Source organism: Rhodoplanes sp. Z2-YC6860, from assembly GCF_001579845.1.
In the GTDB taxonomy this organism is placed as follows: domain Bacteria; phylum Pseudomonadota; class Alphaproteobacteria; order Rhizobiales; family Xanthobacteraceae; genus Z2-YC6860.
In genome coordinates, this window is record NZ_CP007440.1 from 2,655,614 (window position 1) to 2,669,735 (window position 14,122).

The following is a 14,122-nucleotide window of genomic DNA, read 5'->3' on the forward strand; positions in this document are numbered from 1 at the left end:
CGGACGCATCGCGTCCGATCGGCAGCCTTGCGATCCTGGACGCGGACGAGCGTGCGACGATCCTGGAGGGCTGGAACGCCACGGCGCGGCCGCTCACACCGGCGACGCTGCCGGCGCTGTTTGCCGCGCAGGCCGCCCGCACGCCGGACGCGACCGCGGTGGTGTTCGAGGATCGCGAGCTGAGCTACGCGGCGCTGGATGACTATGCCAACCGCCTGGCGCAGCACCTGCAGAGCCTCGGGGTCGGGCCCGACGTGCTGGTGGGTGTGTGCGCGGAGCGGTCCGTCGAACTGGTGGTGGGACTGGTCGCGGTGCTGAAGGCCGGCGGGGCCTACGTGCCGCTCGACCCTGAGTATCCGTCGGCGCGTCTGACCGAGATGATGACGGACGCAGGCCTGTCGGTGGTGCTGACGCAGCGAGCGATCGCGGCGCAGCTCGAGCGGCCCAAAGGCACGCAGTGCGTGCTGCTCGACGATGAGGCGTCATGGTCAAGCGCTGGCGGTGTGTTGCCGGCCGGCGTGCGGTCATTACCGCCTGAGGGTCTGCGGCCGCAGCATCTGGCCTACATGATCTACACGTCCGGCTCGACCGGTAAGCCGAAGGGTGCGGCGAACAGCCATGAGGGTCTGCACAACCGGCTGGCCTGGATGCAGGACGCCTATGGGCTGAGGTCGGATGACGCGGTGCTGCAGAAGACGCCGTTCGGTTTTGACGTGTCGGTGTGGGAGTTCTTCTGGCCGCTCATCACAGGAGCGCGGCTGGTGGTGGCTGCACCCGGCGCACACCGGGATCCGGCAAGGCTGATTGCGAGCATCGCGGAGCAGGGCATCACGACGCTGCACTTCGTGCCGTCGATGCTGTCTGCGTTCGTCGAGCACCTCACATCGGTGCCCCCGGCGGTTGCGCGCTGCGGTTCTGTGCGCCGTTTGATCTGCAGCGGCGAGGCGCTGTCTGCGGAGCTCCGGGATCAGGTGCTGCGGCTGCTGCCGCACGTGGAGCTCGAGAACCTGTACGGTCCGACCGAGGCCGCGATCGACGTGACGCGGTGGTCGTGCGTGGGGGATGCCTCGCGCGAGGTGCCGATCGGGCGACCGATCTGGAACACGCGGGCTTACGTCCTCGACGCTTCGCTCGAGCCTGTACCTGCGGGTGTGGTCGGCGAGCTGTACCTCGCGGGTGTTGGCCTTGCGCGGGGATATCTGCACCGCGAGGGCCTGACGGCGGAGCGGTTCGTGGCGGACCCGCATGGCGCGCCGGGCGCGCGGATGTACCGCACCGGCGACCTGGCACGGTGGCGAGCGGACGGCGTGCTGGAGTTCCTGGGCCGTGCGGACGCGCAGGTGAAGCTGCGCGGCTTCCGGATCGAGCCCGGCGAGATCGAGGCGCTGCTCACCCGGCAGGCGTCGGTGTCCGCGGCGGCCGTGGTGGCGCGGTCGGATGAGGGCAGCAGCGACCAACGCCTCGTCGGCTATGTGGTGCCGCAGGCGGGAGCCGCGATCGACGTGGCTGCACTCCGCGCGGCGCTGGCTGGGTCGCTGCCGGACTACATGGTGCCGTCGGGGTTCGTGGTGCTGGAGCGGTTGCCGCTGACGCCGAACGGCAAGCTCGACCGCCGGGCGCTGCCGGCGCCGGAGCGTGGCCCATCGGACCGTGAGCACCGTGCGCCGCGGACGGCTGCGGAGGCGGTGCTGTGCGCGCTGTTCGCCGAGGTGCTGGGCGTGGAGCGCGTCGGGCTCGACGACGACTTCTTCGCGCTGGGCGGACACTCGCTCCTCGCCATGCGTCTGATCGGGCGGGTTCGTGCGAGCCTTGGTGTGGAGGTCTCGATCCGGAGCCTGTTCGAGGCGCCGAGCGTGGGGGCGCTGGCACGGCGGCTGTCGACGGAGAGCGCCGCGCTGCGGGCGCCGCTGCAGGCTGCCACACGTCCTGCCGAAGTGCCGCTGTCGTATGCGCAGCGTCGGCTGTGGTTCCTGGACCGGCTGGAGAGTGGAACGGAAGGCCGCTCGCTTGACGAAGCCCCAGCATCGGGCAGCGGCACCTACCTGATCCCGGTTGCGGTGCGACTGTCTGGCTCGCTCGACCATGCAGCGCTGCAGGGCGCATTGAACGACTTGGTGACTCGTCACGAGAGCCTGCGGACGGTGTTCCCGGAGAGCTCGTGGGTGCCGCGGCAGGAGGTGCTGGCAGCATCAGTGGCCGAGCTTCGGCTTGAGATCACCGGTGTCACCGAAGCCGGGCTTGCATCGGCGCTGAGCACAGCGGCGGGCCGGGGCTTCGATCTTGCGCATGAGCTGCCGCTGCGGGCGCAGCTGTTTGCGATCGCGAGCGCCAGCACTGATGAGAGCGCAGAGACGGAGCCGCAGCAGGCCACGGAGCATGTTCTTCTGCTGGTGCTGCATCACATTGCGGGCGACGGCTGGTCGCTGCGTCCTCTGCTGCGGGATCTCGGGGCGTTCTACCGGGCGCGGCTCGCGGGCGGCGCACCGGCGGCGCTTCCGGTATTGCCGGTGCAGTATGCGGACTACACACTGTGGCAGCGCGACGTGCTGGGCGAGGAGGGCGTCTCCGACAGCGCGATCGGGGCGCAACTCGCGTACTGGAAGGAGGCGCTAGCCGGCCTCCCCGAGCAGATCGAGCTTCCCACGGATCGGGCGCGGCCCGCGGTGTCGAGCCACCGCGGCGGGCATGTTCCGATCCGGCTCGATGCCGATCTGCACCGGCAGCTGGTGGCCTTGTCGCGGCGCACGGGTTCGAGCCTGTTCATGGTGCTGCAGGCGGGTCTGTCTGCGCTGCTGACGCGGCTGGGGGCGGGCACCGACATCGCGCTGGGCAGTCCGATCGCGGGGCGGAGCGATCCTGGGCTGGACGAGCTGATCGGGTTCTTCGTCAACACGCTGGTGCTGCGCACCGACACGTCGGGCAACCCGTCGTTTACGGAGCTGATCGGTCGGGTGCGGGGCGGCAACCTGTCGGCCTATGCGCACCAGGACGTGCCGTTCGAGCGGCTGGTGGAGGTGCTCAATCCGCAGCGGTCGCTGTCGCGTCATCCGCTGTTCCAGGTGATGCTGGCGTTCGAGACCGAGGACGGAGCGGCGGGGGCGCTGCAACTGCCCAACCTGACGGCGCGCCCGCAGCCGGTGGCAACGACGGCTGCGAAGTTCGACCTGTCGGTGGCGCTCCTCGAGCGTCGGGGCCCGAACGGCGAGGCCTCGGGCATCGAGGGCGTGCTGGAGTATGCGGCCGACCTGTTCGAGCGCGAGACCGTGGAGCGCATCGGCCAGCGTCTGATCCGTCTCCTGCAAGCTGCAGTCACGGACGCATCGCGTCCGATCGGCAGCCTGTCGATCCTGGACGCGGACGAGCGTGCGACGATCCTGGAGGGCTGGAACGCCACGGCGCGGCCGCTCACACCGGCGACGCTGCCGGCGCTGTTCGCAGCACAAGCCGCCCGCACGCCGGAGGCGACCGCGGTGGTGTTCGAGGACCGCGAGCTGAGCTACGCGGCGCTGGATGACCACGCCAACCGCCTGGCGCAGCACCTGCAGAGCCTGGGTGTGGGACCCGAGACGGTCGTGGGTCTGTGCGTGGAGCGTTCGCCCGAGATGGTGGTGGGGCTGCTTGGCATCCTGAAGGCGGGCGGCGCCTACCTGCCGCTCGATCCGAACTATCCGCGCGAGCGGCTGTCGTTCATGCTGGCCGACGCCGCAGCACCGGTGCTGATCACGCAGCAGGCGCTGCTGGAGAAGTTGCCGGAGCTTGCCGCCGCCGGCCGCCACGTGGTGCGGCTCGACGCCGACTGGCCGCTGATCGCAAGGCAGCCCGCGACGGCACCAACGACCGCGCTCGACCCGCGCCACCCGGCCTACGTCATCTACACCTCGGGCTCGACAGGAACGCCGAAGGGTGTGGTGGTCGAGCATGCCGGCATTCCCAATCTTGCTGCAGCTCAGATCGAACGCTTCGCGATTTCCTCGCAAACTCGTCTTCTGCAATTCGCATCGCCGAGTTTCGATGCGGCGATTTCGGAAATTGCGACGACGCTCATCATAGGCGCTACGCTCGTCTTGCCATCTGTGGAGCGTAGCGGTGACGCGTTGGCCGATCTCATCACCGCTCAAAACGTCACGCATGCGACCTTGCCTCCGGTGGTGCTGCCGGGCTTGTCCGAAAGCTTGCCGTTGCAAACTTTGATTGTCGCCGGCGAAGCGTGTCCACCGGAGCAAGTCGCGCGCTGGTCGAGTGGTCGTCGGATGATCAATGCCTATGGTCCGACCGAGACGACAGTCTGCGCGACCATGAGCGAACCGCTGTCGGGCGCCGCGGTCCCGCCGATTGGTCGGCCAATCTCAAACATGCGCGCGTACGTCCTGGACGTGTCACTTGAGCCAGTTCCATCGGGCGTTGTCGGCGAGCTTTACGTTTCGGGTCTTGGTTTGGCGCGTGGGTACCTGCGGCGTGCTGGTCTGACGTCTGAGCGTTTTGTGGCGGACCCGCATGGCGGTGCGGGTGCTCGGATGTACCGGACGGGGGATCTGGCGCGTTGGCGTGCCGATGGCGTGCTGGAGTTTCTGGGCCGCGCGGACGAGCAGGTGAAGCTGCGTGGCTTCCGGATCGAGCCCGGCGAGATCGAGGCGCTGTTGTTGCGGCAGGCTTCTGTGTCGGCTGCGGCGGTGGTGGTGCGTGAGGACGCGGGGACGCGGCGTCTGGTGGGCTACGTGGTGCCTGCTGCGGGCGCTGCGTTGGAGGTGTCGGCGCTTCGTGGGGCGCTGTCGGCGGGGCTGCCGGACCACATGGTGCCGTCAGCGCTGGTGGTGCTGGAGGGGTTGCCGCTGACGCCGAACGGCAAGCTCGACCGTCGGGCGTTGCCTGCGCCGGAGCGTGGCGGAGCGGGGGGTGAGCATCGGGGGCCCAGGACACCGCAGGAGACTGTGCTGTGCGGTCTGTTTGCCGAGCTTCTGGGTGTGGATCGGGTCGGGATCGACGACAACTTCTTCGAGCTTGGCGGCGACAGCATCGTGTCGATCCAGCTGGTGAGCCGTGCGCGCCAGGCGGGATTGCGGCTCTCGGCGCGTGCGGTGTTCCAGCATCAGACGGTGGCGGGGCTTGCGGCGGCGGCCGAGGTCGCATCGAGCGCAACGGCGGCCGTGGCTGCGTCCGACCTCGCGGTGGGCGAGGTTGCTGCGACGCCGATCCTGCGGTGGCTGGAGGAACGTGGCGGCCCGGTGGGGCGGTTCAGCCAGTCGATGCTGCTGCAGGCGCCTTCGGGGCTGCGGATCGAGCAGCTTGGTGCGGCGCTGCAGGCTTTGCTGGATCATCACGACGCGCTGCGGCTGCGGCTGCGGCTCGATGCGGGCGGTGAGAAGTGGTCGTTCACGGTGCGGCCGGTGGGCGCGGTGGATGCGTCGTCGTGTCTGCGGCGCGTGGATGTGGCGGGTCTCGAGGGCGAGGCTCTGCGGTCGGTGATCTCGACGGAAGCCGTTGCGGCGGAGGGCCGTCTCGATCCTGGCGCGGGGCATCTGGTCGAAGCGGTGTGGTTCGATGCCGGAGGAGAGCGTGCCGGGCGCCTGCTGCTGGTGATCCACCATGTTGCGGTGGACGGGGTGTCGTGGCGTGTGCTGGTGCCGGACCTCGCGGCGGCGTGGCGTGCGGTGTCTGAAGGCCGTGCGGTGGAGCTGCCGCCCCGGAGCACGTCGTTGCGCGGCTGGGCGCAGCGCCTTGCGGCCCGCGCGCAGGATGCTGCGGTGGTATCCGAGACTTCGTTCTGGCGGGAGATGCTGGCGGGGCCGTCACTGCGGCTTGCAGCCGAGCCGCTTGATCATCAGCAGGACGTGCACGGCAGTGCGGGTCATGTGCGGCTGACGCTGCCGTCGGCGGTGACGGAGCCGCTGCTGGGCCGGGTGCCGTCTGCGTTCCACGGCGGCATCCAGGACGTGCTGCTGAGCGGGCTCGCGCTGGCGCTGGTGGACTGGCGGCGTCGGCAGGGTGGTAACGGAACAAACTCCAGCGCCGGCAGCAGCGCGGTGCTGTTGGATGTTGAGGGGCACGGCCGCGAGGAGGTGTTCGCCGACGTCGATCTGAGCCGGACGGTGGGCTGGTTCACGAGCCTCTATCCGGTGCGGCTCGATGCCGGTGCGGTGGACGTTGCGGCAGCGCTGGCGGGAGGCATAGCACTCGGCCGTGCGGTGAAGAGCATCAAGGAGCAACTGCGACAGATCCCTGAGAAGGGACTGCACTACGGGCTGCTGCGCCATCTGAACGATGAGACGGCGGCGGCGCTTTCCGGGCTGCCTGCGCCGGAACTGGGCTTCAACTATCTGGGCCGGTTCGGCTCGCAGGGTGACCAAGACCGTCAGGATCGGGCTGCAGCTTGGCCGATGGCATCCGAGCTCGAGGGTGTGGTGTTCGGCGATCCCGCGATGCCGTTGGCGCATCTGATCGAGATCAACGCACTGACGCTGGATGGCGCGGCAGGGCCGGAGCTCAGTGCCACGATCAGCTTTGCGTCACGGCATGTAGGCGAAGAGCTGGTCCGCGATCTCGGCGAGCGTTGGTTTGCGGCGCTCACGGCGCTGGTGCGGCATGTCGAGCAGGATGCCGGTGCGGGGGGCCGCACGCCGGGCGACGTGCCGCTGGTGGCGCTCACGCAGGATGAGCTCGAGGCGATCGAGAGGAGGTCACCGGCGATCGAAGACGTCCTGCCGCTGTCGCCGCTGCAGGAGGGGCTGCTGTTCCACGCGCTGTATGACGCGGGCGGTCCTGACGTCTACACGGTGCAGCTCGAGCTGGAGCTTGAAGGCACGCTGGACGAGGAGCTGCTGCGGACGTCTGTGCAGGCTGTGGTTGCGCGTCATGCGAGCCTGCGGGCGGCGTTCCGGCACGAGGGGCTGACGCGCCCGGTGCAGGTGATCGCGCGGCGGGCGGGGGTGCCGTGGCGGCTGCACGACCTGTCGGGACTGAATCACAACGAACAGGAGCAGCGTCTTGCGTCGATCCGCGACGCCGACCGCGTGGAGCGGTTCGATCTTGCGGCGGCTCCGCTGATGCGGTTCGGGCTGATCCGGCTGTCGGGGCAGCGGCACCGTCTGCTGATCAGCAACCATCACCTGCTGATGGACGGCTGGTCTGCGCCGGTGCTGGTGAGTGAGGTGCTCTCGGCCTATGGGCAGGGCGGCAGCACGGCCTCGCTGCCACCGGTGACGCCGTACCGGGATTACCTCGCCTTCATCGCCGCGCAGGATCAGGCCGCAGCTCTCGCAGCGTGGCGCGACACGCTGGCGGGCCTCGAGGAGGGCACGCACCTGGCGGCGCGTCCGACGCAGGGGGAGGCTGCGGTTGCGCCCGAGCAGGTGGTGCTGTCGCTGGATGCACAACTGTCTCAGGCGCTGACCCGGTTCGGCCGCGAGCATGCGCTGACGCTGAACACGGTGCTGCAGACCGCTTATGGCCTGCTGCTGGGCCGGCAGCTGAACCGCGACGACGTGGTGTTCGGCGTGACGGTGGCGGGCCGTCCTGCGGAGCTTGCCGGCGCCGAGCGGATGGTGGGTCTGTTCATCAACACGCTGCCGCTGCGGATGGAGTTGCCGCCGCAGCTGCCGCTGCTCGACCTCTTGAAGCGGACGCAGGAGCGGCAGTCGTCGCTGCTGGCGCATCAGCATGTGGGGCTGGCGTCGATCCAGCAGGCGGTGGGGCTCTCTGAGCTGTTCGACACGCTGGTGGTGTTCGAGAACTATCCGGTGGACCGCGCTGCTCTCAATCAACAGACGAACGGGCTGAAGCTCGGCGGTGTCGCGGGCCGCGATGCGACGCACTATCCGCTGGCGCTGATCGTGCAGCCGGGCGAGCAATTACAACTGCGGTTCGACTACCGGCCGGACCTGTTCGATCGTCACACGGTCGAGATCATCGGGCAGCGTCTCATCCGTCTGCTGGAGGCTGCGGTGACGGACGCATCGCGTCCGATCGGCAGCCTTGCGATCCTGGACGCGGACGAGCGTGCGACGATCCTGGAGGGCTGGAACGCCACGGCGCGGCCGCTCACACCAGCGACGCTGCCGGCGCTGTTCGCAGCACAAGCCGCCCGCACGCCGGAGGCGACCGCGGTGGTGTTCGAGGATCGCGAGCTGAGCTACGCGGCGCTCGACGACCACGCCAACCGCCTGGCGCAGCACCTGCAGAGCCTGGGCGTGGGGCCTGAGACGGTCGTGGGTCTGTGCGTCGAGCGCTCGCCCGAGATGCTGGTGGGACTGCTCGGCATCCTCAAGGCCGGCGGCGCCTACCTGCCGCTCGATCCGAACTATCCGCGCGAGCGGCTTGCCTTCATGCTCGAAGATGCCGCGGCGCCGGTGCTGGTGACGCAGCAGGCGCTGCTGGAGCAACTGCCGGAGCTTGCCCCCGCGGAGCGCCACGTGGTGCGGCTCGACGCCGATGCGGCGCTGATCGCGCGCAAGCCCGCGGCGGCTCCGGCCGTCACGGCCGATCCGCGCCATCCGGCCTATGTGATCTACACCTCGGGCTCGACGGGTCAGCCCAAGGGCGTGATGGTGCCGCATGGTGCGTTGAGCAACTTCCTCGGCGCGATGGGCGAGGCGGTGCCGCTGACGCCTGAGGACCGGCTGCTGGCAGTGACCACCATCGGGTTCGACATCGCGGCGCTGGAGCTCTACCTGCCGCTGCTGCGCGGGGCCTGCGTGATCGTCGCATCGCGCGACACCGTGCAGGACGCGCAGGCGCTGGCCCGTCACATCGCCGAGAGCCGCGCCAGCGTGATGCAGGCGACGCCGACGCTGTGGCAGTCGCTGCTGAGCGAGACGGGCGATACAGCCCTGCCGGCGCTGCAGCAGCTCACCATGCTGACCGGCGGCGAGGCGCTGCCGGGGGAACTGGCGCAGGCGCTGCGGCAGAAGGGCCGCAGCCTGATCAACCTCTACGGCCCGACCGAGACCACGATCTGGTCGGCCGCGATGGCGCTCGATCGAGACGAGCTCGACGCCACCGCCGAAGCTCCGCCGATCGGGCGACCGATCTGGAACACGCGGGCTTACGTCCTCGACGCTTCGCTCGAGCCGGTGCCTGCGGGCGTGGCCGGGGAGCTGTACCTCGCGGGTGTCGGCCTGGCGCGGGGCTATCTGCACCGCGAGGGCCTGACGGCGGAGCGGTTCGTGGCGGACCCGCATGGCGCTGCGGGTGCACGGATGTACCGCACCGGCGACCTGGCACGGTGGCGAGCGGACGGCGTGCTGGAGTTCCTGGGCCGTGCGGACGCGCAGGTGAAGCTGCGCGGCTTCCGGATCGAGCCCGGCGAGATCGAGGCGCTGCTCACCCGGCAGGCGTCGGTGTCCGCGGCGGCCGTGGTGGCGCGGGCGGACGATACATCCAGTGGCCGCAGCAGCGACCAACGCCTCGTCGGCTACGTGGTGCCGCAGGCGGGAGCCGCGATCGACGTGGCTGCACTCCGCGCGGCGCTGGCTGGGTCGCTGCCGGACTACATGGTGCCGTCTGCGTTCGTGGTGCTGGAGCGGTTGCCGCTCACGCCGAACGGCAAGCTCGACCGCCGCGCGCTGCCGGCGCCGGAGCGTGGCCCATCGGAGCTCCCGCACCGCGCACCGCGGACGCCTGCGGAGGCTGTGCTGTGCGCGCTGTTCGCCGAGGTGCTGGGCGTGGAGCGGGTGGGTCTCGACGACGACTTCTTTGCGCTGGGCGGACATTCTCTGCTGGCGATGCGTCTGATCGGACGGGTGCGAGCGAGCCTCGGTGTGGAGGTCGCGATCCGGAGCCTGTTCGAGGCGCCGAGCGTGGGTGCGCTGGCACGGCGGCTCACATCGGAGAGCGCAGCGCTGCGGGCGCCGCTGCAGGCCGTCACCCGCCCCGCCGAGGTGCCGCTGTCGTATGCGCAGCGGCGGCTGTGGTTCCTGGACCGGCTGGAGAGTGGAACGGAAGGCCGCCCGCTTGACGAAGCCCCAGCATCGGGCAGCGGCACCTACCTGATCCCGGTTGCTGTGAGACTGTCTGGCCCGCTCGACCGCGGAGCGCTGCAAGGCGCGCTGAACGACCTGGTGGCACGTCACGAGAGCCTGCGGACGGTGTTCCCGGAGACGGGGGGCGTGCCGCGGCAGGAGGTGCTGCCACCGGAAGCGGCGCGGCTTGGGCTCGAGATCACTACTGTGAGCGAAGACGAGCTTGCATCGGCACTGAGCACAGTGGCAAGCCGCGGCTTCGATCTGGCGCATGAGCTGCCGCTGCGGGCGCAGCTGTTCGCGGTCGAGAGCGCCAGCACTGATGGGAGCGCAGAGACGGAGCCGCAGCAGGCCACGGAGCATGTTCTTCTGCTGGTGCTGCATCACATCGCGGGCGACGGCTGGTCGCTGCGTCCGCTGCTGCGGGATCTGGGCGCACTGTACCGGTCACGGCTTACAGGCCAGGCAGCGTCGCTTCCTGCATTGCCGGTGCAGTATGCGGACTACACACTGTGGCAGCGCGACGTGCTGGGCGAGGAGGGCGTCTCCGACAGCGCGATCGGGGCGCAACTCGCGTACTGGAAGGAGGCGCTAGCCGGCCTCCCCGAGCAGATCGAGCTTCCCACGGATCGGGCGCGGCCCGCGGTGTCGAGCCACCGCGGCGGGCATGTTCCGATCCGGCTCGATGCCGATCTGCACCGGCAGCTGGTGGCCTTGTCGCGGCGCACGGGTTCGAGCCTGTTCATGGTGCTGCAGGCGGGTCTGTCTGCGCTGCTGACGCGGCTGGGGGCGGGCACCGACATCGCGCTGGGCAGTCCGATCGCGGGGCGGAGCGATCCTGGGCTGGACGAGCTGATCGGGTTCTTCGTCAACACGCTGGTGCTGCGCACCGACACGTCGGGCAACCCGTCGTTTACGGAGCTGATCGGTCGGGTGCGGGGCGGCAACCTGTCGGCCTATGCGCACCAGGACGTGCCGTTCGAGCGGCTGGTGGAGGTGCTCAATCCGCAGCGGTCGCTGTCGCGTCATCCGCTGTTCCAGGTGATGCTGGCGTTCGAGACCGAGGACGGAGCGGCGGGGGCGCTGCAACTGCCCAACCTGACGGCGCGCCCGCAGCCGGTGGCAACGACGGCTGCGAAGTTCGACCTGTCGGTGGCGCTCCTCGAGCGTCGGGGCCCGAACGGCGAGGCCTCGGGCATCGAGGGCGTGCTGGAGTATGCGGCCGACCTGTTCGAGCGCGAGACCGTGGAGCGCATCGGCCAGCGTCTGATCCGTCTCCTGCAAGCTGCAGTCACGGACGCATCGCGTCCGATCGGCAGCCTGTCGATCCTGGATGCGGACGAGCGTGCGACGATCCTGGAGGGCTGGAACGCCACGGCGCGGCCGCTCACACCGGCGACGCTGCCGGCGCTGTTCGCAGCACAAGCCGCCCGCACGCCGGAGGCGACCGCGGTGGTGTTCGAGGACCGCGAGCTGAGCTACGTGGCGCTGGATGACCACGCCAACCGCCTGGCGCAGCACCTGCAGAGCCTGGGTGTGGGACCCGAGACGGTCGTGGGTCTGTGCGTGGAGCGTTCGCCCGAGATGGTGGTGGGGCTGCTTGGCATCCTGAAGGCGGGCGGCGCCTACCTGCCGCTCGATCCGAACTATCCGCGCGAGCGGCTGTCGTTCATGCTGGCCGACGCCGCAGCACCGGTGCTGATCACGCAGCAGGCGCTGCTGGAGAAGTTGCCGGAGCTTGCCGCCGCCGGCCGCCACGTGGTGCGGCTCGACGCCGACTGGCCGCTGATCGCAAGGCAGCCCGCGACGGCACCAACGACCGCGCTCGACCCGCGCCACCCGGCTTATGTCATCTACACCTCAGGCTCGACAGGAACGCCGAAGGGTGTGGTGGTCGAGCACGGGAGCCTCGTCAACAAGATGCTGGCGCTCGGCCGGCAGTTTGACGTGGATGAGAATTTCCGTGCCGCAATCTTCATTTCGTCGTCGTTCGACGCCTCGATCGAGCAGACGCTGCTGCCGTTCATGGGAGGCGGCGCGGCCGTCATCATCAGCGACGACGACCGCGAGGCACCAGAACAATTCTGGTTCGAGCTCGATCGTGCTGCAGTCACCTTCATGAGCTGCGTGCCGTCCTATCTCGAAAGCATCTTGCATCAAGTCCCGGATTCGCTCGCGCTGAAGCATCTTGCGCTGGGCGGCGAAGCTTTCTCGCCGCAGTTCAAGGACAAGGTGGCGCGTCAGCTTGCCAACGTGCAGATCACCAATCTCTACGGTCCAACCGAAACGACGATCGACGCGATCTCGCGCACGGTCGGCGACGAGACCGGCTCCAATGTTCCGATTGGTCGCCCGATGCCGAACTATCGGGCCTATGTGCTGGATGACGGCCTCGAGCCTGTTCCTGCGGGCGTTGTCGGTGAGCTCTATATCGCGGGGCTTGGTCTGGCGCGGGGCTATCTGAACCGCGCGGGACAAAGTGCAGAGCGGTTTGTCGCCGACCCGCATGGTGCGCCGGGCGTACGGATGTATCGAACGGGCGACCTGGCGCGGTGGCGCTCCGACGGCGTGCTCGAATTCCTCGGCCGTGCCGATACGCAGCTCAAGCTGCGTGGCTTGCGCATCGAGCCCGGTGAGATTGAAGCTGCGTTGCTGCGGCAGGGGAGTGTCGCACGTGCCGCCGTGATCGCCCGTGAGGACGTGCCCGGCATCCAGCAACTTGTCGCCTATGTGGTGCCGGTCGGCCGCAACGTCTCGCCTGCGGCCTTGCGCGAGCATCTTCGCGGCAGTCTGCCCGACTACATGGTGCCGCAGGCGATCGTTCCGATCGCCGAACTGCCGCTCACGCCGAATGGCAAGCTCGATAGCCGCGCGCTGCCCGCCCCGGAGGTCGCAGCGGTGCGGACGCGCCGCGCGCCGCGGACGCCGCAGGAAGAAATTCTATGCGGCCTGTTCGCCGACGTGCTGGGCGTCGAGCGGGTCGGCATCGACGACAATTTCTTCGAACTGGGCGGCCATTCGCTGTTGGCCATCCGGCTGATCAGCCGCATTCGTGCCAGCTTGGATGCCGAGCTCAGCATCCGCAGCCTGTTCGAAGCGCCGAGCGTTGAACAACTCGCCAAGCGCCTGATCCGCGGCAGGCCAGCGCTGTCCGACTTCGAGGTGCTTCTGCCAATCCGGCCGTCCGGCAGCAAGCTGCCGTTGTTCTGCATCCACGACGCCGGCGGATTCAGCTGGCCATACTCGAAGCTCATTCGGCACATTCCGGCCGAGCACCCGATCTATGGCTTGCAGGCGCGCAATCTCACGCAGCGTGCGTTGCGGCCGCACTCGATCGACGAAATGGCCGCGGATTATGTCGATCTGATCCGCCGGGTGCAGCCCAGCGGTCCCTATAACCTGCTCGGCTGGTCGTTCGGAGGTCTGGTCGCGCATGCCATCGCCACGCAGCTTCAAGCCGCAGGCGAGGAGGTCGCTCTGCTAGCCATGCTCGACAGCTATCCGGTGCAGCACGAAAGCATGCTGGCAGCGCTCGACGACGACGACAATCCGTCGCGTCAGGTCGCGATCAACCCGATCATGAATCTGTTGGACGTGCTGCGGCGTGAAGGTCTGTCCACGCTGAAGGAACACCACTACGAAGCCATCATGGACACGTTCAAGAACAACACTCGGCTGATGCGGACGCATTCGCCGCAACGGTTCCGCGGCGGTATCTCGCTCTTTGTTGCGACCGTCAGCGAAGCGAAGCCTCCGATCAATGAATGGCGCCGCTACATCACCGGTGAGATCAAGGTTCATCCGGTCGATTGCGCGCACGACAACATGATGGATCCGGTTCCCGCCGACAGGATCGGCACTGTCATCGCCGCCGAGCTTGCCCAGCAGTCAGCCGCGGCCCAAACTCCAGGCCAGAGGAGAAAGTAATGAGCACCAACCCGTTCGAAGACGAAAATGGCGTCTATCACGTCCTGATCAATGACGAGGGGCAGTATTCGCTGTGGCCGAGCTTCAAGGACGTGCCGCAGGGCTGGACGGTCGCGAAAAAATCCGACACCCGCGCGGCCTGCCTCGACTACATCAACAAGAATTGGACTGACATGCGGCCAAAAAGTCTGATCGACCGCATGGAAAAAGATGCGCGAAACAAGAAGCTGAATTGAGCGGAG

Annotated in this window: 2 protein-coding genes (1 of these 2 only partly in view); both read left to right on the forward strand. The window is 68.7% G+C overall.

Annotated elements, in window-relative coordinates:
- A protein-coding gene (locus RHPLAN_RS12315; protein ID WP_198164882.1) for a non-ribosomal peptide synthase/polyketide synthase crosses the window boundary here: on the forward strand, positions 1-13,880 show its 3' end. Its footprint begins 17,230 nt before the window's first position; 13,880 of the gene's 31,110 nt are visible here — the last part of the coding sequence; the start codon falls outside the window, past its left edge; its stop codon occupies positions 13,878-13,880.
- Complete coding sequence (locus RHPLAN_RS12320) at positions 13,880-14,116, forward strand: MbtH family protein (RefSeq protein ID WP_068017978.1); 237 nt, start codon at positions 13,880-13,882, stop codon at positions 14,114-14,116. Before RHPLAN_RS12315 ends, RHPLAN_RS12320 begins: the two co-directional genes overlap by 1 nt.
- The last annotated feature ends 6 nt before the right edge of the window (positions 14,117-14,122 follow it).

What these genes read in the sequence shown, in the direction of transcription:
- RHPLAN_RS12320 (WP_068017978.1), top strand. Translation starts at nt 13,880, where the DNA reads ATGAGCACCAACCCGTTCGAAGACGAAAATGGCGTCTATCACGTCCTG.